The 26,992-nt window shown below is 46.2% G+C and carries 22 protein-coding genes; 21 read left to right on the top strand and 1 reads right to left on the bottom strand.

The window, feature by feature from the left end:
• The first annotated feature begins 14 nt into the window (after positions 1 to 14).
• Entirely contained in the window at positions 15 to 4,034 is a 4,020-nt protein-coding gene (locus ACRRNK_RS19920; protein WP_433944339.1) for a SwmB domain-containing protein, read from the top strand.
• Between the two features lie 78 nt (positions 4,035 to 4,112).
• Here ACRRNK_RS19920 and ACRRNK_RS19915 read toward each other — a convergent pair whose 3' ends face one another.
• The gene (locus ACRRNK_RS19915) at positions 4,113 to 4,628 is read right to left on the bottom strand and encodes a stalk domain-containing protein (protein ID WP_433944338.1); all 516 of its coding nucleotides are present in this window, start codon (positions 4,626 to 4,628) and stop codon (positions 4,113 to 4,115) included.
• 365 nt (positions 4,629 to 4,993) lie between these two features.
• Between ACRRNK_RS19915 and ACRRNK_RS19910 the strand changes: the two genes are divergently transcribed.
• The 20 genes from ACRRNK_RS19910 (at position 4,994) to ACRRNK_RS19815 (ending at position 26,989) form a co-directional block, all read left to right on the top strand.
• Positions 4,994 to 7,699, top strand: a complete 2,706-nt coding sequence (locus tag ACRRNK_RS19910) for a stalk domain-containing protein (protein ID WP_433944337.1) — start codon at positions 4,994 to 4,996, stop codon at positions 7,697 to 7,699.
• A 50-nt stretch (positions 7,700 to 7,749) separates the two neighbouring features.
• A complete protein-coding gene (locus tag ACRRNK_RS19905; protein WP_433944336.1) occupies positions 7,750 to 8,913 on the top strand; it encodes a sensor histidine kinase in 1,164 nt (387 codons plus the stop codon).
• Position 8,914: 1 nt separating this feature from the next.
• Complete coding sequence (locus ACRRNK_RS19900; protein ID WP_433944335.1) at positions 8,915 to 9,643, top strand: response regulator; 729 nt, start codon at positions 8,915 to 8,917, stop codon at positions 9,641 to 9,643.
• Positions 9,644 to 9,881: 238 nt separating this feature from the next.
• Positions 9,882 to 10,301 carry a hypothetical protein gene (locus ACRRNK_RS19895; RefSeq protein ID WP_433944334.1) on the top strand — a complete coding sequence of 140 codons (420 nt, stop codon included), beginning with the start codon at positions 9,882 to 9,884 and terminating at the stop codon, positions 10,299 to 10,301.
• A gap of 366 nt (positions 10,302 to 10,667) precedes the next feature.
• Complete coding sequence (locus ACRRNK_RS19890) at positions 10,668 to 12,785, top strand: DEAD/DEAH box helicase (protein ID WP_433944333.1); 2,118 nt, start codon at positions 10,668 to 10,670, stop codon at positions 12,783 to 12,785.
• A gap of 318 nt (positions 12,786 to 13,103) precedes the next feature.
• A complete protein-coding gene (locus ACRRNK_RS19885; protein WP_433944332.1) occupies positions 13,104 to 13,922 on the top strand; it encodes a ComF family protein in 819 nt (272 codons plus the stop codon).
• Between the two features lie 315 nt (positions 13,923 to 14,237).
• A complete protein-coding gene (locus tag ACRRNK_RS19880) occupies positions 14,238 to 14,576 on the top strand; it encodes a hypothetical protein (RefSeq protein ID WP_433944331.1) in 339 nt (112 codons plus the stop codon).
• A 482-nt stretch (positions 14,577 to 15,058) separates the two neighbouring features.
• Positions 15,059 to 15,469 carry a TIGR03826 family flagellar region protein gene (locus ACRRNK_RS19875; protein WP_433944330.1) on the top strand — a complete coding sequence of 137 codons (411 nt, stop codon included), beginning with the start codon at positions 15,059 to 15,061 and terminating at the stop codon, positions 15,467 to 15,469.
• Positions 15,470 to 15,655: 186 nt separating this feature from the next.
• Positions 15,656 to 15,934: a flagellar biosynthesis anti-sigma factor FlgM gene (gene flgM / locus ACRRNK_RS19870; RefSeq protein ID WP_433944329.1), complete on the top strand. Its 279-nt coding sequence runs from the start codon at positions 15,656 to 15,658 to the stop codon at positions 15,932 to 15,934.
• Positions 15,935 to 16,042: 108 nt separating this feature from the next.
• Entirely contained in the window at positions 16,043 to 16,543 is a 501-nt protein-coding gene (locus ACRRNK_RS19865) for a flagellar protein FlgN (protein WP_433944328.1), read from the top strand.
• A 26-nt stretch (positions 16,544 to 16,569) separates the two neighbouring features.
• Positions 16,570 to 18,129 (top strand): flagellar hook-associated protein FlgK, encoded by a 1,560-nt coding sequence (flgK, locus tag ACRRNK_RS19860; protein WP_433944327.1) that lies wholly within the window; start codon positions 16,570 to 16,572, stop codon positions 18,127 to 18,129.
• Positions 18,130 to 18,155: 26 nt separating this feature from the next.
• Positions 18,156 to 19,079, top strand: a complete 924-nt coding sequence (gene flgL / locus ACRRNK_RS19855) for a flagellar hook-associated protein FlgL (protein WP_433944326.1) — start codon at positions 18,156 to 18,158, stop codon at positions 19,077 to 19,079.
• Between the two features lie 19 nt (positions 19,080 to 19,098).
• The gene (locus ACRRNK_RS19850) at positions 19,099 to 19,662 is read left to right on the top strand and encodes a DUF6470 family protein (RefSeq protein ID WP_433944325.1); all 564 of its coding nucleotides are present in this window, start codon (positions 19,099 to 19,101) and stop codon (positions 19,660 to 19,662) included.
• 81 nt (positions 19,663 to 19,743) lie between these two features.
• Positions 19,744 to 20,184: a flagellar assembly protein FliW gene (fliW, locus tag ACRRNK_RS19845; RefSeq protein WP_433944324.1), complete on the top strand. Its 441-nt coding sequence runs from the start codon at positions 19,744 to 19,746 to the stop codon at positions 20,182 to 20,184.
• Between the two features lie 2 nt (positions 20,185 to 20,186).
• Positions 20,187 to 20,426, top strand: a complete 240-nt coding sequence (csrA, locus tag ACRRNK_RS19840) for a carbon storage regulator CsrA (RefSeq protein WP_433944323.1) — start codon at positions 20,187 to 20,189, stop codon at positions 20,424 to 20,426.
• Positions 20,427 to 20,571: 145 nt separating this feature from the next.
• The gene (locus ACRRNK_RS19835; protein ID WP_433944322.1) at positions 20,572 to 22,245 is read left to right on the top strand and encodes a flagellin; all 1,674 of its coding nucleotides are present in this window, start codon (positions 20,572 to 20,574) and stop codon (positions 22,243 to 22,245) included.
• Positions 22,246 to 22,521: 276 nt separating this feature from the next.
• Entirely contained in the window at positions 22,522 to 23,325 is an 804-nt protein-coding gene (locus ACRRNK_RS19830) for a glycosyltransferase family 2 protein (RefSeq protein ID WP_433944321.1), read from the top strand.
• Between the two features lie 139 nt (positions 23,326 to 23,464).
• Entirely contained in the window at positions 23,465 to 24,943 is a 1,479-nt protein-coding gene (locus ACRRNK_RS19825) for a CDP-glycerol glycerophosphotransferase family protein (RefSeq protein ID WP_433944320.1), read from the top strand.
• Between the two features lie 10 nt (positions 24,944 to 24,953).
• Complete coding sequence (locus tag ACRRNK_RS19820) at positions 24,954 to 25,898, top strand: LicD family protein (protein ID WP_433944319.1); 945 nt, start codon at positions 24,954 to 24,956, stop codon at positions 25,896 to 25,898.
• Between the two features lie 62 nt (positions 25,899 to 25,960).
• Positions 25,961 to 26,989 carry an NAD-dependent epimerase/dehydratase family protein gene (locus ACRRNK_RS19815; RefSeq protein ID WP_433944318.1) on the top strand — a complete coding sequence of 343 codons (1,029 nt, stop codon included), beginning with the start codon at positions 25,961 to 25,963 and terminating at the stop codon, positions 26,987 to 26,989.
• Positions 26,990 to 26,992: the final 3 nt, after the last annotated feature.

The following is a 26,992-nucleotide window of genomic DNA, read 5'->3' as shown; positions in this document are numbered from 1 at the left end:
GAGAAGTTACTAGAGTGAGGACGAAAATAGCTTTATGGTTAGTGCTGGTTATGGGGTTGAATATGGTAGTCTCGGTTGCAGCTGCTGCGGCTGCTGTTCAGCCAGATCCAACGCTTATTCCTACGGTTACCACACCGGTTAATGGATCGAAAGGGATCGATCCAACCAAGGTTGATTTGAAGGTGCAATTTGATAGGAAAGTGAAAGCGGGTACAGGTACGATTACAGTAACCAAGGATCCTGACAGCACACCATCGGTTGCAGGAACAATTGCAGTAGCCCCAAGTGTGGTAGATGCTTATAGTACGATTCGTAATATTGACACTTCTGGTATTACGTACGCACCCGGAAGCAATTACCTTGTGAGTCTGTCTGAGGGAACCTTCGTGGACGAAGCAGGGAATAATTCGGCAGCATTCTCGTATAGGTTCAAGACTCTTACAGCCGGCAGTGTACCGCCAAGCGCAAGTACATTCGCTCCGTTAAATAATGCTATTGTGAGTTCAACCTCACAGACGCTCAGTGTCACTTTCAGCAAGCCGGTTATGAAAGGGAAGAGCGGCAATATTACAGTGAAGCGTGCTTCAGATAATACATCTATCCTATCTCTGCCGGTGGCATCAACGCAGATTGCTATAACCGGAGCGAACATGGACACGGCAACCTTTGCAGTATCTGGTCTTACTGCCGGGGAACGTTACTACGTGCTGATTGATCCGGGGGCCTTTGTTGATGATGATGATCAGTCTTATACAGGAATTACAAGTGCCCAAGACTGGGTATTTAATGTGCGGGGAACGGCTGTACAATTGAATTCAGTCAGTCCCGCGAATCTTGCGGCTAATGTAACTCCAGGCGGCAGCTTGAAGTTAACCTTTAGCCGTCCGGTCTATCCGGTTCAGGGGGCTATCAGCATCAAGCCTTCAGGGCTGGCTGCACAAAGTGTACCGCTAACTTCCTCCAGTGTAACGGGTGGCGGCACGAATACAATCACCGTAGTGCCGCAGACGGCGCTTACGCCAGGAACGAGTTATACGGTAACTGTACCCGTGGGAGCTTTTACAGATAGTGATAACAACTCATATCCAAGTTCGACTGCATATAGTTGGACCTTCACTACAGGTTCAGTGGTGTCCACCCAGCTGGCAGTAACAAGCAAAAATCCATCGGATCAAAGCAGTGCAGCGAGTACCTCCGTTATACCAACACTGACGTTTAACCGCAGTATTAAGCTTCAGGGTTCAGTGAGCAGCTTGGAGAATGGACAAGGGAACTTGATTACCCTCCGTAAAGCAGGAACGACATCTATCCCATCGGCGCTCATTCAGACCAGCGGCTCACAGCTCATCATTTCACCTAGATCGGTACTTGATGCTGGTGCAACCTATTATGTGGATATTGCTGCAGGCGCAATTCTGGACAGTGCAACCAATGCTTCTTTTGCCGGATTCACCGGTACAAGCAGCTGGAGCTTTAGCACAGGTGTACTGGACAAGACGGCTCCACTGCTTCAAAGTGCTCAGCTTTATAACAATTCAACGATTCGTCTACAGTATAACAAGACGTTGGATTCATCCGTTAACCTGTTGACTTCGAGCTTCCAGGTTACCGTCAACGATGAATCGCGGCGTATTTCAAGCGCATATGTGTCAGGGGATGCTGTGTATGTGGCCCTGGAGACAGGAGTGGCCGTTGGGCAAAATATCCGCATCAGTTATACAGGCAATACGGTTCGACCTATTCAGGACTTATACAAGAACGCAGCTTCCGCCTTCTCTCTGCGTGAGGTGGCCAACGGAATTGATTCCGCTCTGCCTAAGCCGCAGGACGGATATGTCAGTGGAAGCACGGTAGTTCTAACTTTCCGGGACAGCCTGAAGAGCGTATCCAGTTATGCGGCAGGTCAGTTCTCAGTGACATCAGATGGATACTCCAAGGGAATCAGCAGTATTTCTCAGAGTGGAAGCTACGTGTATCTATACTTGTCCAGCTCTGTAGGGGACGGCGAGGTTGTGAAGGTGTCTTATTCACCAGGCTCTTACCCGCTTCAAGACTATAGAGGTCAGAATATCTCTGGATTCAGCGACTTCTATGTCCGCAACACTTATGATACGAAGCCGCCTGTATTTACAAGGGCAGAGGGGAGCGGCAATACAGTTGTTCTTACTTACAACGAAGCTCTGAAGCCAAGCGGAATTCCGATGAAAAGCCAATATTCAGTTCTTGTGAATAATTCACCGATTTATGTTACCGCGGTAGTCGTGAGTTCCAATCAGGTTACTTTGACATTGGCATCATCTTATACAGCAGCGCAGACTGTAACCGTCTCCTACGTACCCGCTTCTGGCGGGATCAGTGACTTGAACGGTAATCTGGCGGGATATCTTAACCTTGAGCCTGTGAATTACAGCTCTACGGCGGGCCAGAATATCCGTTCTGCCACAGTTAATGGGGATACAGTGACGGTTGTATATAACAGTACGTTAAGCTATTCGTCAGCTAGTCTTCCAGCCAATTCGTTCTATGTTACCGCTGATAATCAGCAAAAGGGTGTTCAATCGGCTTCGCTCAGCGGAAGCACAATTACGCTTAAACTTTCAACACCGGTCACTTCCGGCCAGACAGCTGACCTGTCTTATATGCAGGGAAGTCCGCTCCTGTATGACAGTCAGGGCAAGGCTGTCCCGGCGTTCAGCCGCATGGCTCTCCAGAACTTAACCGAAGGAGCGACAAGCAACAATGGTCTTCCATCATATTTAACTCTGCTTCAGTCAGGGGAGTTTGGAAGAGCTGCATACGTGCTGAATTTAAGTACGGCTTCTAAGGTGAATGATAGATCCCGAGCAGGCCAGGATATTAATAAGTACACTCTGGACAAGAGCAAGCTGTCGGATGCGTATAATTTCGTGGCAACCGCTGGACTTGATCGTGCATTAGCTTTTGAAGTGCCTTCCACGGAGAAGGCAGCTAAAGTAGTAATTCCTCTTCAAGCCTTAATGGAGGCCTATACACGCGGGGGCAATCCTTCATTTATCGTTCGTTACGGAGATGTGCTATATGAAATCCCATTAGCCAAAATATCTTTTACAGATCTATCACGTCTTGTAGGAGGAACTTCATTCACGTCAACTAATCTGGTTGTTCAGCTAGAGAGAATCTCCCGATCTACGTTAACGGGTCAAACAACAAGTACAGGAGCGGGTGTGTCATATACGGCTGTTGAAGATCCATTTGAAACCTACGTTAGTCTAGTATCTTCAAACTCATCATCAGCTCAGCCAGTTGATATTACGGGCAAACTGATCATTCGCACTAGCAAAAGTGCACCATCATCCCAGACAGCTATGATCAAGTTTGATGCAAATACGCGTACAGGATCTTTTCTTCCATCCAAGGTAACCAAATTAGGGAGCTACTCGGCCTTGACTGCCCAAATCCCTAGTAACATTATTGCCGGCCCAGCTACAGGCATTACATTCTTCTCGGATGTAAGTTCCCATTGGGCAAGCACAGATATAAATGAACTAGCCAGTAAGCTAATTATCGATGGCCGTACCCAGAACCAATTCCAGCCGAATCAAAATATTACACGATCTGAGTTTGCAGTGTATATTGCCAAAGGTCTTGGCCTATCGCCAGACAATTCATCTGGCAGCCGGTTCCGGGATGTGTCCTCATTATCTCCGTCAGCCGCATATATTAATGCCGCGGCTAAGGCGGGAATCATTACAGGAAACACAGACGGCACATTCCAACCGGGCAGCCCGATTACCCGGGAGCAAATGGCGATCATGATGGTTCGCGCACTAAGTACAGCAGGGTATAACGTTACGCTAGGAACCACTCCGGCACAGACTCTAAGAGGATTCAAGGACAGTAAGAAGATCTCATATCAAGACTTTGTCGCCAAAGCCTATCAGGAAGGCATAATCCAAGGGACCAGCACCACAACCTTCGATCCGAAAGGTAATGCTACACGGGCTCAAGCTGCGGTTATGCTGAAGCGGGTGCTTACGAAGCTGGGTTATTTGTAAAAGTCAACTTGTTACAACACAAGGAACCTATGTCAATATACTGACATAGGTTCCTCTTGCTAAATTCAGCGTTGTATACTAGATATTATAACCTGCAGCTTTCAAGTCTTCCTTATTCAGGAATAAGGTACTGTTAGAATACAAGACATGCAATAATTTACCGTTTGTAGTGATTACTGTTGTCTCACTTCCTTCTTTTAAGACCGAAGTTGTAATTTTAAATGCTACGTTTTTAGGTGTGCCAATAGTAAGAACACTAGAATCATCGGAAGGCAGAATTTCGTAATCATTTAAGTTGGTGAATTCAATTAGTGTGGACCATTTGTTAGAAATCTTGTTCTTTTGAGTGAATTCAATAGAATCAAAATGAGGGTTATAAAAAGTATTATAGCCGAAGTATTTGGCTGTCTCACGGATGGGCACGTATGTAGTGCCTTTATACACCAGTTGTGTAGAAGTTGAAGACTTCAATTGTCCGTTAACAATCATTCTGAATTTCGTGATTGTAGCCTGCACCGTACTCGGCGCAGCCAGTGCCACCGTGGTAGAACCGATCATCATTCCTAATGCAAGTGCAGCAATAACCTTTTTCATGTTGATAACATCCCCTTATATGTATTTTCTTAACTCATTACCCAGTTAGTTAGCAAATGAATTAAGTTTTATTAAAAATTTTAATTATTATGCCTCTTCTTGTCAAAATAGACTATATGCCTCTCCTCATTCGCTCCTCAATTAACAATTCTCTTAAATTCGTCGGCCGTAGTACTCTTCTCTATTCTATTCCGCTCTCACCAAACGCCCTTTAATTCAATAAAATGACAAAATCATGGAAGAAAATGCAACTGGAGAAAATTCGCTATATTTCGTAACTTTTCCGTCATTTTGAAGTCTATTAATAGTATGAGAGATTACTACAACTAGATTTAGTGATGAAGATGGGAGAGTAGCATTTTAATATGATGGATAGAAATCAAGCAAAGCGTGTAGGGTTCGTCGTCAGCAGCCGGGGGAAGCGTCTGGCTATCATTACTTTAGCGGGGCTGATCTGGATTCAGCCTGTATTAAGTCTGGGGCCTCTCTCGGCTCCTAGTGGAAGTGTATATGCGGCAGCAAGCCCGGTCGTGAAGCTGGGAGAAGAGATGATAACATCAGGCGCGAAGCTTATTCATTATCAATATGCCGTTAACCGTTCTGGATCTACCGTCAAGGTCCTTGCGGACGTGATTCAGGTCGATCTGACCAACCCTTATATCAAGCTGGATGTCATGACCGGTAAGGGAGGACAGGTTACCACCCGTCAGTCTGTACAGGGTATGGCCAAGGAGACCGGCGCAGTAGCGGGCGTCAATGCCGACTTCTTCAATGTGAACGGTCAGGGCGTTCCTATGGGAGCCTCCGTATCGGATGGAACGATGATTACAAGTCCATCTGATCTGCAGGGGATGTATGCCTTTGCAGTAAGTAAGAGTGGAACCCCAACGATTGATGAATACACCTTCGACGGAAGTATCCGTGCACAAGACGGAACGACCTTCCCGCTGGCAGGGATTAACAAGGAAGCCTACCGTACAGAGCCGGATAAAGGTTACAGCCATGTGAACGCGCTGTATATTTATACAAGTGCATGGAAGTCTCCAGATCGGCCAAAAGACAGCTCAACGACCCCAACCGAGGTTCTTGTCCAGAACAATGTGGTACAGCAGATCTCGCCGGGCGCGGCTATTCCGGGTGAGGTTCCTGAAGGAGCTTATATTCTGCGTGCCCACGGCACTGCGGCAACTTATATTACCTCCCACTTGGCTGTAGGCCAGCGGGTTGATGCGAACTACCAGCTGCGCTCCGTGACCACCGGGAACACCCTGGATCCGAACGCTCAGGCCATGATGGTCGGCGGCCACACCTTGCTTGTAAGCAACGGTAAAGCATCTTCTTTCACTCGTTCAACTTCCTCAATCAGTGGCAGCAGCCCGGTTGCCCGTACAGCTGTAGGCTATTCCAAGGATGGACATACCGCTTATATTATTACTGCCCAGAAGAACGACAATAGCAGCGGCATGAAGCTGAGTGAGCTTCAGGGATTCATGACCAGCATTGGGGTATGGAAGGGCCTCGACCTGGATGGTGGAGGTTCAACGACCATGGTCAACCGCCCGCTTGCCGAGACAGAAGTGGGGCTTACCTCGGATACGTCCAATGGAGGAACGACTCAGCGCCTGGTGGCTAGTGGTCTGGGTGTGTACAGTGAGGCTCCTCAAGGAACTTTGAAAGGCCTTAAGGTAAGCGGCAGCAGCTCGCTCCTAATCGGTCAGGAAGCAACTTACAAGCTGAAAGGCTATGATACGTATTACAATCCGGTGGATGCATCCGGGATTCAGGCAAGCTGGAAATCCAGCAACGGCAGTCTGGTCTGGACAGGCCAGAGCTTTAAGGCAGCGAAGCCCGGAACAGCAGAAATTACGGCAGTCAGCGGATCAGCAAAGACCAGCATGAAGGTGAATGTCCTCGGCGGGGCTGACCTAAGCAGCCTTACAGCCAGCACACAGTCTTTACCTCTTACGGCGGGAACATCATCTAATATTTCGGTAACTGCTCAGCTGAAGAACGGCAGCTCGGTAAAAGTCCCTGCTGAAGCGCTCAAATGGGAATTTATCGGCTTTAGCGGCAGCGTGAAGGACGGCACGTTAACTGTGCAATCGGTTAAGCCGGGTGTGCAGACAGGTTATGCCATCGCAAGGTACGATGGATTCAGTACAATGATTGTCCTTAGCCAGGCTGGACAGCAGGCTTGGGAGAATTTTGAGAACGTGTCTTACCCGGTCGCCTTCACAGGACTTCCGGCAGAAGCGAAAGGGACGGCGCAGGTTGTACAAGGAACAGGTGACCATGCAAGCTCCAAGGTGCTTCAGCTGAATTATGATCTGACGGGCGGTACAGGGAACAAGTACGCTTATGCTCAGATTAATGGGACAACCGGCAAGAGCGTTCCGGCGAATCCGACTTCTATGTCTATTGATGTGCTTGGCGATTCCAGTCTGAACTGGGCTCGTGCGGAGTTTGATGTGAACGGGAAGTCCGTCTATGTGGATCTGGCTCGTCAGGTTGATTGGACAGGTTGGAAGAACCTGAATATTGATCTTACCTCCTCAGGCTTAGGTTCGTCAGCCAAGCTGAAGCGCCTGTACCTGGTGAACTTGGCTGACGGTCAGGACGAACGCGCGCTTACAGGCAGTGTGGCTTTTGACAATATTCAGTTCTCGGTACCGAGCCTTGTTGGAAGCGCCAATACGAAGAGCACGACTGTCGTCATGACGGTAGGGCAGAAGACTATCTCGGCAGGCGGGAAGAAGATAGCTGTGGATGTGGCTCCTATAGTTAAGGGAGATGTCACTTATGTGCCGATTCGTTATGTGGTTGATTATTTTGGAGGGCAGGCGAATTGGGATGGCGCGAGTCAGCGAATCACCGTGCTCAGAGGTGGAACATTGATAGATTTAACCCTTGGCAGCAAAGACATTATTATCAATGGAAAAAGAAAACAGGTGGAAGTTTCCCCGATTATGATCAATAATAGGACCTTGGTCCCATTAAGATTGGTATCCGAACAGCTAGGTATAGCTGTAAAATGGGAACAGAAAACGAAGTCGATTACCCTCCAATCATGATATGATAGATTTGACATATACACGGTAGAAAGAAATGGAGAATTGCCCAAGTGGATTTTCAAGCCGACGCGATCGACCGCGTTATAAAGAACGCTATCAACGTGATGGAGAACAGCAAGCACCAGATGTTCGAGATTCTCGATTCAGCCCGCCAGGAGCTGAAGACTCTTAATAACGAAGTACAATTGGTCATGAAAGAGACCGCTGAGACCGTAGAGAAGGTCGATCAGCTTGAATTGAATTATCGCCGCTCAAGAATCCGGCTGACTGAAGTCAGCCGGGATTTTGTGCGGTATAAGGAAGAGGACATCAAACAGGCGTATGAGGTGGCCACCCAGCTTCAGCTGGATCTAATGATTTACCGCGAGAAAGAGATGTATCTGAAGGCTCGGAGGGACGAGCTTCAGAAGAGGGCAAGAAATGTGGAGAAGTCGGTAGAACGCGCCGAGACCATCGGCAGTCAAATGGGGGTTGTTCTCGAGTATCTGTCAGGGGAGCTTGGTCAAGTAACCCGAATTCTTGAATCTGCGAAGAACCGTCAAATCATCGGCTTGAAGATTATTTTGGCCCAGGAAGAAGAAAGAAAAAGGATCTCCAGAGAAATCCACGATGGTCCTGCCCAGCTTCTCGCAAATCTAGTTCTTAGGACGGAAATTGTGGAAAGAATGCTTGTGAAGCAGGAATTTAAGATGGTCCAAGACGAAATAGTAGACTTGAAGGGTCAAGTACGTGCCAGTCTGGAGGAAATGCGCAAAGTTATTTTCAATCTCCGGCCTATGGCACTTGACGATCTTGGACTGATTCCGACTCTCCGTAAATACGTTCATGACTATGAAGAAAAATCGAAAATTCGTGCAACTTTCGAGACCAGAGGGAAAGAGCAGCGCCTGTCTTCCGCGATGGAGGCAGCCATTTTCCGGTTGGTGCAGGAAGCCCTCACCAATGCGGCAAAGCATGCTTACCCTACGTTTGTTGGGGTTGAGATAACTTACCAGGCCCAAATGATCAAAATTGTGGTGCAGGATAACGGTCTTGGGTTTAGAGTGGAATCATTGGAGCAAAAGACCAAGGAGCATTCTCACTTCGGGCTGATTGGCATGCGTGAGCGTGTCGAGCTGCTGGAAGGCAGAATGGAGATTGAATCCGCCGAGAACCAGGGTACCAAAATCATCATTCATATCCCGACTAACGTAGATAAGAGAAAGGAGCAATAGGATGGAAAACCACATTTATACTAGTAAACGACCAATTAAAGTTCTCTTAGCTGACGATCACCAACTGTTTCGGGAGGGCCTAAAACGTATTCTAAATATGGAAGAAGATATAGAGGTTGTAGGTGAGTGCAGCGACGGTACCCAGGTGCTGGAATGCTGCCAGCGCTATGGCCCTGAAATCGTATTGATGGATATTAATATGCCGCTCCTTAACGGGGTGGATGCTACTGAGAAGCTTCGTGTCTCTCTTCCGGAAATTAAAGTGATCATTCTCTCGATTCATGATGACGAGAGCTATGTATTTGAGACCCTCCGCAAGGGGGCAACAGGTTACCTTCTGAAGGATATGGAGGCTGAATCGCTGATTAATGCGATCCGTTCCGTTGCGGAGGGCCATGCCTTCATCCATCCTAAGGTAACAGGCAAGCTGATTCATCAGCTTCGCCGGATGGAATATTTGAATGAGACTGGAGCTATTGCCGAGGATGGCGCGATCCGTGAAGCCGGCGTAAAGTTTGTGGCTGGTGATGATAATCCGCTCACCCGCCGTGAGGCCGAGGTGCTCAGATTGATGGCTGAGGGACGCAGTAACAAGATGATTGGGGAATTCCTCTTCATCAGCGAGAAGACGGTGAAGAACCACGTCAGCAGTATTCTGCAGAAGATGGAAGTGGACGACCGGACTCAGGCTGTAATTAATGCTATCAAGTATGGATGGGTAACCCTTTAATACATATCTGCATCCCAGAGTATGGATCAGCGGATAGTTGATTCATCAGCAGAGTTGATTAGTATGAGTGGGTATAAACTTTTTTGAATTTATATAAGTCAGCCCTTCCTTTTCCCTCGGTTTAAGTCTGAACTCAGGGTAATAGCCGGATTGTCCGGGGACTGGGCAATTGCTCAGCACTGCGTGGAACCGACAGCCTTGTGGCGGCATATATTGTCGCTATAAGGAGGTGAGCAGGGTGGTTCCAGTGTGGATCTTTTTGTGCTATGGTCTGGCTGCAGTGCTGGTGCATCTTATGCATGGAATGTATGTCCGTGGAAGGGTCTCTGCACCCGATCGGGAGCATTATATTCTCGTGACCCGCAATCATGGGCAACAGATGGAGTGGTACCTTCGGGCAATTTCCTGGTATGCCCGGCTAAGAGGAAGGGACTGCCGGATTACGGTATTGGATGAGGGATCGGAAGATGATACCTTGGCCATAACCCAGCGAATCAAGAAATCGGGTGATTTGGAGCTCGCGGTGTATGGTTTATCCGGATGGCAAAGTGAAGACGATATGAGACGACAGGCAGCTCCAGCTGAAGATGAGACTGCACTCCTTATCGATCTAAGAGTGCCTATGGAGGCGGCCAAAATCCCATATGTCCATGTTTAAACGGTTTCAAAAGCGCGGAGCTAATGGAGGGTTGGCTCGGCTTCATCCGGGGCGTTCCCTTCGTACAGAACAAGCTCCATTATATGATAATTCAGTGTGAAGCACACTCATGAGGCTGCGGCCGGGAGTGTGCTTTTTTGCGTGCAGAGAAAGGGTCATTCTGCTGAGATAATGCAAAACCTCATTTTAGAAAAGTGACAAAACAGGAGAGACGTAACGGGAGGGCAACCTTGTTCGACTGGGCAAAGCATCTAAGTAGCGGTAGTCAGCGTCACATGACGGTCATAGGACTGCCTCACCTGTAAATCTATAGTTCAACTTATATAACGGCTTATATAGATGAACTTAAGGGAAAGAGGGAATAAGTTGAAGGCTGCACTATATATGGTTCGTAGATCGATAGGATGGGAGTGTTACATAAGCTTAGATATCAAGATCGATCTTCAGTGGTGGACACTCCGAAGCGGCAGTGATGCTGAAAGCCTGCTACTCCTTGCACGTGAAGTTCCGCTTGGAAGGGCTGCAGCATTACGGGATAACATGGAGTGTACTGCGGATATGGACAGCTACAAGGCCGCTGAGTGGGCAGCTTGTCTGGAGCGTGTAGAGGCCGGAGGGCGAGGGAGGACGGTTCACTCCAAAAGTGAGGACGGTGACGGTGGCAGAGACAGGGTCAGAGACGGGGACAGTGATAGTGGCAGAGACAGGGACAGGGATAGAGATAGGGATAGGGATGGAGACAGAGACAGTGACAGAGAACGTGGCGGGACTGCAATGAGGGAGGATATACAGCCCCTCTGGTTATGGATGAAGGATCAGGGATACACTCCAGTGGGGAGAAGTCTTTGCTTCGGAGGGGAGGCATTCTGGAGGGACTCGGGCCAGGATTGGGGCGATGCCCTCGAAGCTGCCAGCCTGCTTGCTCGAGTGCTTCAGGGGCGCTCGCTGCTTCTGCCTGAGCTGAAGCAGCTGCTTGAGAGCCGCCTGCCGCAGCTCGCAGGCGGCTGGCGGGGGGCCGCGCAGCTTGCGTATGTGCGCGGCGAAGTGCTGCTCACGGCCGGCGTGGCCCCGGCCGTCCGCCGCAGCCTGCTGCGCCGCGGGCAGCCCCCGCGCTGCCGCCGCTGCGGGAGCGCCGCGCTCACCGTGGCGCCATGCGCCTCATGCGGCAGCGAGGCCTGCGCCTACTGCGAGGCGTGCCTCGCGCTCGGGCGCAGCCGGGCTTGCGCGCTGCTGCTGCGCGGCGCGCCGGAGCCGGCCGCGGTTAGCCGCGCGGCCGACCGTGACGTCCCCACCGGTGTCCAGCTGGACAGGTGGGGGCTGAGCCCTGCGCAGCGCGAGGCGGCTGGTGCCGCGCTGCGGTTCCTGGGCGAGCGGCCTGCCGGGGGCGGCCGCTCAGCAGGGCGGCGGGGCGAAGAGGGAGCCCCGCTTTGGTGTGCACGGGCAGCTGGACCTGCGGACAGCTGCCAGGCGAGGAGGCGGCGGCGGGTCTGCAGGCCGCCGCGATTCCTGCTCTGGGCGGTCACCGGCGCAGGCAAGACCGAGATGATCTTTCCACTGCTGCGCCATGTGCTGGATCAGGGCGGGCGCGCCTTGGTAGCTACGCCAAGGCGGGATGTGGTGCTGGAACTGGCACCGCGGATCGCCAAGGCTTTTCCGGATGAGTCCGTGACTGTGCTCTACGGTGGAAGCACTCAGAGGTGGGAAGACAGCCAGTTGGTTCTGGCGACGACACACCAATTGCTTCGCTATCATAGTGCGTTTGATCTAGTCATTATCGATGAGCTGGATGCATTCCCTTATCATAATGACCCGATGCTGGCCTACGCCGCCGAGAACTGCTGTAAGCCAGAGGGGCGGTTTATCCTGCTGTCCGCGACGCCCCCGAAGCCCCTTCAGCGTGAAGCTGCTTCAGGGCGCTTGCCCCATGCCAAGGTCCCTGCGCGTTTCCATGGACATCCACTGCCTGTTCCCCGGCATTTAACAGCAAATACCGCGGAGAGCTGCATACGCAACAGGCGGTTGCCTTGGGAATTTGTGAAAGCCTTGAAGGATTCTGCCGCCAGGGGCGCACAGATCTTCCTGTTTGTCTCGCGGATTCGGCATATCGAACCTCTGGTTAATTTGATACGAATATCGCTTGGAGATGGTGTTCCAGTAGACGGAACCTCTTCTCAGGATGAACGGCGGGCCGATAAAGTGCGGGCCTTCCGTTCAGGCCAGATTCGCGTATTGATAACAACGACGATCTTGGAGCGGGGGGTCACCGTTCCGCGCAGTGATGTATTCATCTTAGATGCGGACAGCGGACTCTTCGATGAAGCTTCACTTGTACAGATGGCAGGCCGGGCAGGGCGTTCCAAGGATGACCCGAATGGCCGGGTCATTTTCGCCTCACCACAGTGGACAGCATCCCAGCGCGGGGCAATCCGCCAGATTAAGCAGATGAACAGTATAGCTAGACGTCACGGTTATTTGCATTCGTGAATGAATGGGCCTTTGTAACATCGTGCGCACTACTCCCTGTGCGCACGGATGCGTGGTCCGGGGCATGCTTGGATGGCTGGTCGCAATATATGTGTGAATGAGTGCTTGAAAGAGTTGAAAGAGTTGTAAGGGTTGTATGTATAGTGTGTGAGTCAATCTATGAACGGTGTATGAAAGAGACGTGTAACTGAATAAGTAACTGAATAAGCAACTGAATATGTAACTGGATATTTAAATGAATGTATGAAAGTGTAGATGCATGAACATATGAACATAGGAATATGTGAATGCAAAAACTTCAAACCGGGAGTGATGGTTATGAAATGGACACAGCTGCTTGATCCCCTGCGCGGACTTCTCACACCATCAGGAACGAACTGCATGACCTGTGGCAAGCCTATGCAGAGCGGAGCAAGAGAGCATCCGGAGATTTGCCGCGAGTGTACTGCGGCTATCCCGTGGATTCGGCACCCGCGGTGCCCGAAGTGTGGCCGTCATATCGGCTGCCCGGACTGTACCCGTCCTGGAGCTAAAGCACGTCCATTCCTACTGAACCGCAGCGCGGTTGCTTACGACCCGCGAATGCGTGAATGGCTGGCCGCGTACAAATACCGCGGCCAAGAGACCCTGGCCCCCATGCTGGCCCGCATGATGGGCCAAGCTTACAAGACGCTGGCGTCGGAATTATCCGCTGTCCATGGGCGGAGTATGCCTTGGCGGATCGACGCCGTAACCTGTGTGCCGCTTAGCAGCCAGAGGCTGGCTGAACGCGGCTTCAATCAGGCGGAGCTGCTAGCCTCCGGCGCAGCCGCAGCGGCCCGGGCCCCGCTCATCGCTATGCTCGAGCGGTCCCGCGATACGGAGAAGATGAGTCTCAAGGGCAGGGGACAGAGACTGCATAGTATGCAGGGTGTGTTCCGCACGCTGCCACAGACAGAAGAATTATTATTGTCTATATTACATAAGAGAAGGACCCGGATTTCATCATCCCAGAACTCTCCGCTCAGACTTCTGCTGGTGGACGATATTTATACAACGGGGAGCACAGTTGGATTCTGCTCAGAAGCTCTTCTGGGTACCTGCCGTGAGGCTGGAATAACTGTAGAAATTTACTGCCTGACCTGGGCGAGGTCGTGAACCGAGGGGGTATATCCCGGAGGTGTATAATCCGGATGTCCCCCAAATATCCAGTAGTGCTTCGCATTATTAGAATTGGGGTTAGAGTTAAAACCGAGGTTAGCGGGGAGAGTCGGCATAATATCTGACAAGCAATGGACCAGATTCCATAATGAACCATATAAGATTGAATGTAAGAACATATGTTTGTTATAATTAACCATAGAGGCATATAATCTTCCAAGTATACGCATTAATTTTACTCTGCTATAATGAAGATCAATTATACGTGGACGGACTGTGCCAATTATTATTAAGAAATGGGGTTGTATGAAAATGGACATGGAGACAGTAGTACAACAACAGCATGAAATGCTTACACAACTGATTCAGATGGTTGCCGAGAATAATAATAAGCTGGCCAAGCTGGAACAGAAGATAGAACAAGTGGATCAAAAGATGAACCAAATGGATCAAAAGATGGACCAAATGGATCAAAAGGTCGCAAAACTTGATACGATCGAGAAGAAGCTCGATCGGCTTACGGACCAATATGATCATACCCGTGACGAGCTCCATTCTCAGCGCAGGTATGTTACAGGGATGGAGACTGATCTCAATCAGATTCTCCGTCGTATTGAAAGATTAGAAGAACACACTCAAATTGAACTGTAGCTGAACCGCTGAGCTGCTGTGCCAGAACATGTCAAGAACACTAGGACTTAAGAGTGTTCTTTTCTTTTTTAATGGGTAAATGTACAGCACATATTGCAAATAAGGTTCAAGAATAATCATAGACTTGTAATGTCACTTTTGAGGTGATTTGCAGGTGTAGAACCTGGAATTTGTGCATAAGCCCCACGCCTGTTTGGAATTGAGTAACAATTGATGCGAGTATGATTAATTTTTAGATTATATTGCCGATATATGTTATATCCGAAACTTTTGCTAATGAAGTAGCCATTGGTTTACTTTAAGAAGCTACTTACCCTACTGGAGATGCCGGTAGGGCTTTTTTATTACTTAACTTTTTATGATTAAGCATAGACGTGTGTTGTAATTTTAAGGTAATCTGTAGAAGAAACAGCGTATAGAACTATTTGGAATTTGTTAGGTACGATACTTTACAGTAGAATGAAATGAAAGAGGTAATTTCCATGAATTTAGACAATTGTCCTCGCTGCGGGAAGCTGTACGCCAAGAACTTCAAGAATCTATGCTCCGCTTGCATTAAGGCTATTGAAGAAGAATATGAACTGTGCTTCAAATATCTTCGTGAGAATAAAGGATCAACCATTCATCAGCTTTCCGATGCTACCGGGGTATCCATCAAGCAGATTACCAAGTTTATCAAAGAGGGTAGAATCTCTGTTGAGAATAACCCCAATATGATGTATCCCTGCGAAGTGTGCGGGATTCTGATCCGGGAAGGGAATATGTGTGACGGCTGCCGTACACGCCTGACCCGTGATCTTACGGCCGCAGCAAGAGAAGAAGCGCTGGCGAGAGAACCAGAGCAGAACCAGACTAGTGCATACAAGACGCTGGATCGGCTTCGTAAGGACTAGAGAATGAGATGTTTGTATAATTTGAACTAATTTTGAACTAATATAGTTATCCTATCTGTGACCTTGTGAATAGAGGTTGTTCAGGAAAAGTTCATTCCCCGGAACTATTAATAATGTTTCATTTGGTACCGATAAACTTAGTAGAGATTATCGGTATTTTTATTTTTTGAGAGAGAGGTGTAGGTTATGAAGATTAACGAGACCGGACGAATTGGGTCGATAAATTCGTATCAACGCCAACTAGATAATCAGCGGCAGCTGACTGACAAGAAGACCAAACGCAAAGATGAAGTATCTATTTCAACAGCAGCTCAGGAGCTCCTTCAAGCCCAGGCGACTGAGAAGGCCTCCGATCCGTCGCGTACTCAGCGCATTCAGGATTTAAAGGCACAAGTGGCAGCCGGGACTTATAAGGTGGATGCAGATAAACTTGCTGAGAAGCTGGCACCATACTTTAAGTCATAGAACAGTAACTAGACGGAATGAACTAAAGGCTCATGGCCTTGATGGTTCATAGGTGAATACGAATAATCGTGTGTTCATTTCTTTAGTTCATACGTATAGGAGGATACCATGGCAGTACAGGCATTAATAGACTCACTGGGTCAGCTTGAAGATGCGCACTTGACTATGCTGGAGTGGGCGGAGAAGAAGCGGGACGCCATCATGAAGAACAATGTAGAAGAGCTAATCGGGATTTTGAATCAGGAGTCCCGTATCGTCAAGCAGATTGAGAAGCTGGAGGACGTTCGTATGACTGCATGCTATGCGTTCCTGCAGGAGAGAGGCGTTAAGTCGCAGCTGAATCTGACGATTACGGAGCTTTCGAGACTTGTATTCGACCCGGAAGAGAAGAAGGCGTTGTTGGACATGCAGAAGAAGCTCTCCAATACGCTGTACAGACTCAAGGAACTGAACGATTTGAATCAGAAGCTGATTGAGCAGTCGCTTACTTTTCTCGATTATTCACTGGATCTGCTGGTCGGTGAACCTGAGCAGGCAGCGACATACCAGCATCCGGCTGACAAGAGCGGCGGCAGTGGCCGCCCCGGACTTTTTGATACACGCGCCTAAGGCTCATTTGAGGAGGAAGTAAGGTCATGACATCCACATTTCATTCAATAGAAACCGCCAAACGAAGTCTGTTCACTCAGACAGCGGCGTTAAATACAACTGGACATAACATTTCAAATGCGAATACAGAAGGCTATTCCCGTCAGACGGTGAAGATGAAGCCTTCTCTTTCCATAGAAGCATATGGGCTTAATCGTTCCAATACTCCCGGACAGTTAGGTACAGGGGTAGAGTATCAGGCGATTGAGCGAATTAGACAGGGATTCCTGGATAGCCAGTATCGCAGCGAGAACAATGCAAGCGGCAGTTGGAATATCAAAGCAGATACCCTCGATAAGCTTGAAGGGATATTTAATGAACCTTCGGATACAGGGATCAGTAAAGTGCTTAATAATTTCTGGAGCTCGTGGTCTAACCTTAGTAAGGACCCGGAAAGCGCTTCAGCCCGTAAAGTCGTTAAGGAGAATGCGGCGGCACTAACTGATGCGATGAATTATATGAGCGGACAGCTTACGAAGTTAAGTCAGGATTTGACAACAAACGTTGGAGTGAAAGCAAGCGAGGTTCAGAATTACCTGACCTCCATTGCAGATCTTAACCAGTCCATTACCCGTATCGAGGGGCTTGGCGACCAAGCCAATGACCTTCGGGACCAACGGGATTTACTAACAGATAAGCTGTCCCAGATTATTAACATCAACGTTCAGGAGACGGATCAGGGCTACACGGTCTCTATGGGTGGACAGACCTTAATCGAAGGCAGTGAGGTTCAGGTGGACGTTGACGGAACAGGCCCGGATGACAGAGGTGCATTCCTCGAAGCAGCGTATGCCTCCGGCAATTTGAATGGCGGCGAAGTACACGGCATGATCGCTTCACGAGAGAATTATGTCAAGGATTATCAGAAGCAGCTGGATAACCTGGCCAACACTTTGGCCAATGGAGACATCCAGATTACGCTTCCGAAAGGAACAGTCCTTCCAGATGGCGTAACAGTCGATGGAGTAACCGGCCGGAACGTAACCCAAGATACCGTAGTAACGGTAAAAGGTCTGAATGGCCTTCATCAGCTCGGTTATACGATGGACGGAACCACTACAGGCGGCTTGCCGTTCTTTGAGGCTAAGGGCGGCGGGGATATTACAGCGGCGAACATCAGCCTGAATACCAAGATTGCGGCTAATGAGAATTTGATTGCAACCTCGATGCGGACGGAGGGAACAGGAACATCAGAAGCTGTGATCAGAGGGAATAATACGCTTGCCCTGTTGATGGCTAATATGAAGCAGACTAACTTTACGGCAGCAGATGGTTCACGGACGACCACAATTGAAGGGCTTTATAACTCAGCGGTAGGTCAGCTTGGTGTTCAGTCGCAGGAAGCACAACGCCAGACAGCGAACTCCACGATTTTGGTACAACAGGTAGAGAGCCAGCGTCAATCGGTTAGCGGTGTATCCTTAGATGAGGAAATGTCCAATCTGATTAAATTTCAGCATGCCTATAGTGCAGCATCGCGGTTTATGACTACATTTGATGAACTGCTGGATAAGTTAATTAATTCAACAGGAACTGTAGGGAGATAATAAATAAGTAAAGGAGGTTAGCGATAATGTTAAGAATCACTTCAAATATGATGAATTCCCAACTGATGCTCAATTTGAACCGGAACGCTCAGGCTATGAACAATACCCAGAATCAGCTGGCTACGGGCCGTAAGCTCAACAAACCTTCAGATGATCCCGTGGGTATTACTTACTCCCTTCGTTACCGCGGGGAATTGGCATCCAATGATCAATATACGAAGAACGTAGATAGTGCTTTGTCCTGGCTGGACTTCAATGATACAGTTCTGAGTCAGACTGGGGATGTCGTTCAACGTCTGCGCGAGTTAACTGTGCAAGCTTCAACAGGGAGCAACCCACAGTCAGCGCTAGACAGCATCAAGCAGGAAGTAGGTCAGTTAAGAGAACAGCTGATCGATATTTCTAACAGTAAACTAAATGGTAAATACATTTTCAACGGAGAATCTTACGATAAGAAGCCTTATGATTTCCCGCGGAATGCTGATGGGACCTTTGATACTTCAAGTGTTACCACGCTAACTACGGATAAAGGTCTGATTAATTACTCTGTAGGAGATAGTGTTCAGCTGCCTATTAATCTCACGGGTACAGATGTATTTGGGAATGGATCTGACTCAGATAATATTTTTAATATTATTAACAATCTATCTCAAAGCTTAACGAATGGGGACTTTACCGGAATTTCCTCTCAGCTAGATAAGATTGATAGCCGTATGGAGACGATCTTGACTACCCGTGCCGAGCTTGGTGCGAAGACGAACCGGATTGAACTGATGCAGGGAAGACTATCAGATCTCAATACGAACCTGACGGACCTTCAATCCAAGACTGAGGATGCGGACTACGCAGAACTGATCATGAAATCCAAAGTACAGGAGAACATTTACAATGCCTCCCTTTCTGCGGGTTCTAAGATTATACAGCCTTCTTTGGTTGATTTTCTGAGATAGTATAGAGGAGGCCGTATCCATGCAGCCTATTCTTCAAATCAGGCAGACCCCGGCTATTCTGAATTTCGATGCGGATCCGGGTCAATATTCGATTCAGCAGCCGAAGGCTGAAGTGAATATGAATACCCAGCCGTCCGAGCTGGAGATTCATCAATATGTGCCTAAGCTGACCATAGATTCTTCTGCTGCCCGTTCTGCATTTACCGGAGGGAACTTCCTAGATATGAACAGCCGGATCTATTCCGGGTTCCAGGACATCTATCTTCAGGGGATTGCGAACCGGGTAGAGCAGGGCAATCGAGCTGCTGCAATCTATGAGCCGGGTAATACCATTGCGGACATATACGGACAGGATTGGCAGCCAATCCCTTTTCCGGAGTTTCGAACCCCGGCTTCTATGGATAACGTGGATATCCGTTTCGATGTAACTCCACCAGATATTAATTTTCATAAAGCTCATACCGACATCCAAGTGGAAGTGCACAGACCGGAGATTCAGTACAACCGCGGTAAGCTGGACATGTACATGAAGCAGTATGCAGCTGTGCAGTATATTCCGCCTGAGGTGGATATACAAAGTTGATGTTGTACGATGACTATAGATGCGGTTTGCAGCCAGCCATCTATAGTTTTCTTTGTTTCTAAGACGAATAAGGAGTGATACATGATGATGATACACACAGCTTCGTGGGGCAGCCTGGAGGTTGCTGAGGACCAAATCTTCCATTTCCCCAAAGGAATGCCAGGGTTTGAGGATGAGACGGAGTTCGCCCTCATTACTTTGGAGGAGGGGATGTTCTCTTATCTGCAATCCCTGAAGGAGAAGGGGCTTGCCTTTCTTCTTGCTGATCCTTTTGACTACTATCCTGATTATGAATTTGAACTTCCAGCGGCTGATACGGAAGAATTGCAGATTGAAGCCCAGGTTCTTGTACGCTGTATTATCTCTTTGAAGGAGCAGGTAGAGCAGTCCACGATCAACCTGCTTGCCCCAGTCATCCTTAATCCTGAGAAGCAAGTGGGTAAGCAGATTATTCTGCATAGCTCCTCTTACCAGACAAGACACCAGTTATGGACTGAAGATTCTGTAAAGGCAGGTGAATAGATATGTTGGTGCTTTCCCGTAAGAAAGGTGAGTCTATCGTCATTCAGGATCAGATTGAGGTTACTATACTCAGCGTCGAAGGAGATACCGTAAGAGTGGGTATTTCCGCGCCTCCGCATATCGATATTTTTCGCAAGGAAGTCTATCTGTCTATACAAGAGAGCAACCGTGAATCGGCGGCACCTACCCCTGCCAATCTGGAGGCATTGATGGAGCGTCTCCGGGGAAATAAGAAAAATTAAAAAAGTTATAAAATGCTCTAAACTGTTCGGCAGAGCATGTCGATATATGTATTAGACGCTGATTCGGCAGGGCGGCCGACCTTAACGAGTCAGTGTTTACCACAAGGATGTGGAACTTAATTTAATTTCAGGGAGGAAACACACAATGATTATCAATCACAATATTGCGGCGCTGAACACTCACCGCCAACTGTCTATCAACACAGCTAACACTAACAAAAACATCGAGAAATTGTCTTCCGGTCTTCGCATCAACCGTGCTGGTGATGACGCAGCGGGCTTGGCAATCTCCGAAAAAATGCGCGGTCAAATCCGCGGTCTAGATCAAGCTTCCCGTAACGCTCAAGATGGTATCTCTTTGATCCAAACAGCTGAGGGTGCATTGAACGAAACTCACTCCATCCTGCAACGTATGCGCGAAATCTCCAACCAATCTGCGAACGGTACGAACACTGATACTGACCGCGGCGCGCTGCAAGATGAAATGAACCAATTGACTTCCGAAATCAACCGTATCGGTAACACAACTGAGTTCAATACTCAGAAATTGCTGAATGGTGGTATTGGTTCAGGGTCTAGTGACAAAATTACTAAAGCAACAAGTGCAGAGAAAACACTCACTGGCGCCTTTGCTACTGGTACAATCGGTGCTGGTGTCTCAGTTAAAGTTGATGGAACTACTTTCAATCTTGATGGGGTTGCTTTAGATTCAACTAAAGCAGATGATTCAATTTCTGCGCTGAAAAATGTTACTAGCGGTGGAGTTAAACTCGGAGATCTTGTTGATATTACGAGTGAATCCGGTAAGCTCAAGTTCACAGCCAAATCCCAAGGTACGACTAGTACTATTGAATTTACAGGGGCTGATGCAAAACTTGGTACTGACGCTACTGCCGATGTCGGTTCTGCAAAGGCAGTTAAAGGAAATCCTACTACTGTTGAACGTGCGGGTCTACAAGCTGCGGCAAAATTGACTGCTTCGGATACAACTATCGCTAAGGACTCTACGCTTAAAATTACAGTTGGTACAGATAGTGCAGTTGAAGTTAAACTTAACACTGGAACAGCTGATAAACTTTACAAAACAAGTTCAGGCGTAGATGACAATGCTAAAAATGCTGCTATGGCAGATTTGGTTAAAGACATCAACGCATCTCTTCAAGATGCAGGACTGAGCGGTAAAGTGACAGCATCGTTGTCCAAGGACAACGAAATTCAATTCATTTCTGAAACTGGTAAAGACATTAAAGTAGAAAATGGAGTTGGAACGCCAGTTACTGCTCTTGGTGGTGGATTGAGCACAGTTAAGAACATTGATCAAGTAGTTGGTGCTGGAGCTCAAGGCACTGGTTTCAATACTAAATTCCAAATTGGTGCTAACACTGGACAATCTATGTCCCTGTCTATCGATGACATGCGTGCGGCTGCACTTGGAATCACTGGTAACGCTGGTCAGGATGGTTTCACAAAAACTAACTCCGTTACTAACGGAACTAACGATGTGAAATCCGAAGCTGCTCTGAACATCTCTACTAAAGAAGATGCTTCCAAAGCAATTGCTGTTCTTGACAAAGCTACTCAAACTGTATCCAGCGCTCGTTCTAAACTTGGTGCTGTTCAAAACCGTCTGGAGCACACAATCAACAACTTGGGAACTGCTTCTGAGAACCTGACAGCTGCTGAATCCCGTATCCGTGACGTTGATATGGCGAAAGAAATGATGGAACAAACTAAGAACAACATTCTTGCTCAAGCTGCACAGGCTATGTTGGCTCAAGCTAATCAACAACCACAAGGCGTTCTTCAATTGCTTCGTTAATCTTAATGTATTACCGAGAGATCCTAGACTTTCTAGGGTCTCTTTTTTGATTAAGAAATAAGAAATGGTTAACGTCCTTCTAGATAAATATTCACGAAAATACTGTAGGTTGATACGAGTAGGACTCTTCTTCCAGAGGGTCCTATTTTAAATACCAATTTAAGGAGTGAGATTAACACGGGTAGAAGTGACTCGGCAATCAGTGAATGAATGGATTAAGAAAAAAGAGGTGTTTTTCCGATATAAAGATAAGGTGCACAAGAGGAGATGAGGATAATGGGTACGCTTATTTCAGCTGTGATGATTGTGAAAAATGAACAGAGGTGTATTATACGCTGTCTTTCTAGTATCGTTGATGCAGTAGACGAAATTGTTATTGTAGACACTGGATCGACTGATAACACATTAGAACTTATTGAAGAGTACAGGAAAGATCAAAAAAAGATTCGACTGTATCATTTCGAGTGGATTGATGATTTTTCGGCAGCTCGGAATTTTGCAATCTCAAAGGCAAGAGGAACGTGGAAATTAACAATAGATGCAGATGAGTTCTTGCATCCAGAAGATGTAAGTAAAATTCGTGATTACTGTAAATATTCACTGAAACAGGGGTTCAGGAATGTAATTGCAGATGTCAATATAATAAACATTAAGAATTCGGAAGTAGCTGATGATATTTATTCAAAAGCCAATGCACGGATTTTTACAGGAGTTTTTAAATATCACGGCAAAATGCACGAAACATTAACCAACGATTATAAAGTTAAGGCAGCTCTTATCAATATGCCGATTCGTCTTTACCACGATGGGTATGATCCCGAGGAAGTAAATCAGATTCAGAAGGGAATAAGAAATGTAAGACTGCTTGAAAGTGCTATGAAGGAAGAGCCGGACAACATTATGAATTACATTTATTTTGCGGGAGAAGCGGTAAAGGTGAATGTTGAACTAGCTGTTAATGCTATCACACATGCCGAGGATCTCTTTGAAAAAAGTGCAAAAAAAGATGAAATAGTAATGGACTTCTTGCAACATGTTAAAAAGGTAGTATTTCAATCTGCCGGAATAGAAAATAAGTAATATCTTAACTTTTTTAACTTTTAGTCGATAAAATTTAGTAAGAGGATAAGTTTTTGTTAGACAGAAAAATTAATGAACGACGAGCTTTTTATAGGTCATGGAAATGAGCACTGTAAAATTTGAATACAAAGAGGTTAACATGAGAAAGTATATTCGAGATCAACTCATCGAGCTTCTCCCGACTATTTGGGAAGGGGTTAAATATGCCAAGAATAAACAATCAGAACAGGCCACTGTTATTCTAAGTGACTGTTATTTTGCGGTGAATTCTATAGCTGACAGTCTTGAAGCAGGGCTTAGTGAGAACCGTTTTGCTTTTTATGAGAATTACCTTTCCGGGATGAAGAATATGCTAGAAGCTATTAATGAAGGTATTTCAAGCAACCAGCCAATTTCTGAATTTGTGAAACAGTTTAGGTACATGCTTGGACTATTGAAAAAGGAGCTTATTAAGGAATCTGAGGTAAAGTTAGAAGTTGTGTTTATGCCATATAAAGCAAGCATGTGGGACTCCCTTGAAAGTATCTGGCTTGCTGCAAGAAATGATGAAAGTTGTGATCCAATTGTTGTGCCTATCCCTTATTATGATAGAAATCCCGATCGAAGTTTTGGAGAGTTTCATTATGAGGGTGGAGAGTATCCCGATTATGTCCCTATTGTTCATTATGACAACTATGACTTGAGCAATAGTAAGCCAGACGTGATTTACATTCATAACCCATACGACGAGCATAATCTGGTCACTTCGGTTGATCCGCGATTCTATTCGTATAACCTCAAGAGATTCACGAATATGCTTGTTTACGTGCCGTATTTTATTTCTGGTGCTTATCTCAATACTCAGGTTTTTGCACAAAAGCATCTGACTTCTTGCGTAAATGAAGTCGATAAAATTATCGTACAATCCTATACTCACAAAAAAATATATGTTGAGTGTGGTGTCAATGAAAATAAACTGCTTGTAATGGGCTCTCCTAAAATGGACTCAATTGTAAACTTAAACAAAAACAATGAGAATATACCAATACCAATAACCTGGATACAGAAACTTAACCGGAAGAAAGCTATTGTTTTAAACAGTAGCATCGGTTCTCTCTTAAATGACCCAAACTATTTTATAAAATTGAAACACAGAATGTCCATTATTTTGTCATATAATGAATTGGTTCTCATTTGGCGACCGCATCCTCTTTTGGAAACCACAATAGTTACTATGAGACCCGATTTCTATGATGCTTATATGGAGATTATTCATATGATTGAGAACTCTTCGAATGGTATACTTGATCAATCTGCTAGTACCGTGCCTGCTACAATTGTATCTGCTGGGATGATAAGTGATTTAAGTTCTTGGGCTCGTCAATATATTGCAACTGGAAAGCCAATTTTAATGCTGAATGGTAAAAAAGAAATGAAAAAAGACAGAATTTGTGTGTTTGATCATTTTTCGAGCTATTTCATATATGATGGTTTTAGCATTCAAGATTTTTGCAATATGATTATAGACGAAAAAGATATCAATAAGGAATCGCGCTTAACAGACTTAAGAAATTCAGTAGTTAATATTGATGATGGCTCTTGCGGACAAAAAGTTCATAAACGCATAGTCAGTTTATAGGAGCGAGATCGTGAAAGAGGCAAGAGTAAAGACAGACATTATTATTACCCCGGAGCAGAGAAGACAGATTCAAATAATTCAGTTGGAGATGATGGTTGAAATCGATCGGATCTGCCGTAAGCATCAAATAGCATATAGAATAATTGGCGGAACTCTTATTGGGGCTGTGAGGCATAAAGGATTTATTCCTTGGGATCCTGACTTGGATATTTCAATGGATAGGGAAGAATACAATCGTTTTTTTGAAGTATGCAGGGATGAGCTTGATACAAGTCGTTTTTTTCTGCAGGAATGGCGAACCGATATTAATTATCGGTGGAATTATACAAGAATGCTTAGGAATGGAACGGAGTTTGTTAGAGCCGGTCATGAAGAATTGAATGCTAGGAATGGTGTTTTTGTTGATATCATGTACTCAGATCGTGTTCCTGATTTGCAAATACTCCGGCCTATCCATTGCTTTTCTTGCTTTATCATACGCAAAGCACTTTGGTCCAAAGTTGGTAAAGACTTGCATCCAAACTTTTTTATGAGAAAATGGCTTGCACTTCTATCGCTAACCCCCAGAAATTTGATATTTAAATTTAGAGATTGGGTAATTAGTTGGACTTTAGGGAACCAGACAGAATTAAGTCGAAACATGGCTCATAAGGTCTCTTCAAAGAGTATATCTAAATGGGGGTATCCAAAGAAGACAATGTCGGGAGAAGAGGAAAAGAAGTTTATTAATGGTGAGTTGCCCTGGGATTATTTTTTAACAGATCTGGATTTCGAAGGATATAAATTTTTGGCTTCAAAGCATTACGAGGAAGCCTTGAAAAATACATTTGGTGATTATATGACTCTCCCTCCTGTAGAACAAAGAGAGAGTCATATTCCATGCTCCAAATTAACGCTAATTAAACCTGAAATACCTGAATTTGATGATATGATGAAAAAACTATATATAGAGTAAGCGATTTGTTTAAGGGGATATTTGTATCTTATTTACAGTGCATAAGCATTTGAGGTGATTTGATGAATGGAATTTTGGAAGCAGATTTTCAATATATAGCGAAAGCTGAATTGCCATGGGGAAAGCTGGATAATAAAACAGTCCTTATAACTGGTGGGACAGGTTTTTTAGGTTCGCTAATCATTCGGTTTATCGACTATTTGAATGTGACACAACACCGAAATATCAAAATGGTTGCACTTATACGTGATGAAGAGAAGGCACGAAGAGTGCTTGATAACTGTAATGTGGTCTTCGCAAAAGGAGACATTCGCAATATGCCAACAATTCTGACCGATATAGATTTTGTCTTTCATTGCGCGGCTGTTACAGATTCTAAGACGATGATTGAAAGACCAGTTGAAGTAACAGAGGGAATCGTTCTGGGAACCTACAATTTGATGAAGTTGTCGTATGAAAAAAAAGTGGAAAGTGTAGTATACCTTTCTTCTATGGAAGTATACGGAACAAGTTTAATTTCAGGGAAAGTCAGTGAGAAAGATCTAGGAATGATCGATATCTTTAATGCTAGAAGTTCATATCCAATGAGTAAAAGGATGGCTGAAAATATTTGCTTTAATTATCAAATCGAGTATGGCGTACCCGTTAAGATAGCTAGGTTGTCACAAACCTTTGGGGCAGGGGTCTCCATAGAAGATAATAGGGTATTTGCTCAATTCGCTAAGAGTGTTCTTGATAACAAGGATATTGTTCTTCACACAAAAGGCGAAAGTGATACAAACTGCTGCTATACTGCAGATGCTATATTGGCTTTATTCATTTTACTTTTAAGTGGTGAAGAAGGGGAAGCGTATAACATCGCAAATGAAGCAAACCATATGACGATTCTAGATATGGCAGAACTCGTTGTGAAAAAAGTGGCGAATGGAAGTATTTCGGTCAAGATGGAGATTGACAAAGAAAGCATAACTAGATATCCGCCGCCAGTTAAATTGCATTTATCATCAGAAAAAATGCTTAAGCTTGGTTGGAGCCCGAAGTATGGAATGCAAGAGATGTATAATCGAATGATTGAATATATGAGAAACTGAACA

This window comes from Paenibacillus sp. SN-8-1 (assembly GCF_050995535.1).
Taxonomy (GTDB): domain Bacteria; phylum Bacillota; class Bacilli; order Paenibacillales; family Paenibacillaceae; genus Fontibacillus.
Note: the sequence above shows the minus strand (reverse complement) of the source record. Positions and strands in the feature narration are given on the sequence as shown.

What these genes read in the sequence shown, in the direction of transcription:
- ACRRNK_RS19815 (WP_433944318.1), top strand. Translation starts at nt 25,961, where the DNA reads ATGAATGGAATTTTGGAAGCAGATTTTCAATATATAGCGAAAGCTGAA.
- ACRRNK_RS19885 (WP_433944332.1), top strand. Translation starts at nt 13,104, where the DNA reads ATGAAATGGACACAGCTGCTTGATCCCCTGCGCGGACTTCTCACACCA.
- ACRRNK_RS19825 (WP_433944320.1), top strand. Translation starts at nt 23,465, where the DNA reads ATGAGAAAGTATATTCGAGATCAACTCATCGAGCTTCTCCCGACTATT.
- fliW (WP_433944324.1), top strand. Translation starts at nt 19,744, where the DNA reads ATGATGATGATACACACAGCTTCGTGGGGCAGCCTGGAGGTTGCTGAG.
- flgM (WP_433944329.1), top strand. Translation starts at nt 15,656, where the DNA reads ATGAAGATTAACGAGACCGGACGAATTGGGTCGATAAATTCGTATCAA.
- ACRRNK_RS19830 (WP_433944321.1), top strand. Translation starts at nt 22,522, where the DNA reads ATGGGTACGCTTATTTCAGCTGTGATGATTGTGAAAAATGAACAGAGG.
- ACRRNK_RS19900 (WP_433944335.1), top strand. Translation starts at nt 8,915, where the DNA reads ATGGAAAACCACATTTATACTAGTAAACGACCAATTAAAGTTCTCTTA.
- flgK (WP_433944327.1), top strand. Translation starts at nt 16,570, where the DNA reads ATGACATCCACATTTCATTCAATAGAAACCGCCAAACGAAGTCTGTTC.
- ACRRNK_RS19880 (WP_433944331.1), top strand. Translation starts at nt 14,238, where the DNA reads ATGGACATGGAGACAGTAGTACAACAACAGCATGAAATGCTTACACAA.
- ACRRNK_RS19865 (WP_433944328.1), top strand. Translation starts at nt 16,043, where the DNA reads ATGGCAGTACAGGCATTAATAGACTCACTGGGTCAGCTTGAAGATGCG.
- ACRRNK_RS19915 (WP_433944338.1), bottom strand. Translation starts at nt 4,628, where the DNA reads ATGAAAAAGGTTATTGCTGCACTTGCATTAGGAATGATGATCGGTTCT.
- ACRRNK_RS19910 (WP_433944337.1), top strand. Translation starts at nt 4,994, where the DNA reads ATGATGGATAGAAATCAAGCAAAGCGTGTAGGGTTCGTCGTCAGCAGC.
- csrA (WP_433944323.1), top strand. Translation starts at nt 20,187, where the DNA reads ATGTTGGTGCTTTCCCGTAAGAAAGGTGAGTCTATCGTCATTCAGGAT.
- ACRRNK_RS19850 (WP_433944325.1), top strand. Translation starts at nt 19,099, where the DNA reads ATGCAGCCTATTCTTCAAATCAGGCAGACCCCGGCTATTCTGAATTTC.
- flgL (WP_433944326.1), top strand. Translation starts at nt 18,156, where the DNA reads ATGTTAAGAATCACTTCAAATATGATGAATTCCCAACTGATGCTCAAT.
- ACRRNK_RS19875 (WP_433944330.1), top strand. Translation starts at nt 15,059, where the DNA reads ATGAATTTAGACAATTGTCCTCGCTGCGGGAAGCTGTACGCCAAGAAC.
- ACRRNK_RS19835 (WP_433944322.1), top strand. Translation starts at nt 20,572, where the DNA reads ATGATTATCAATCACAATATTGCGGCGCTGAACACTCACCGCCAACTG.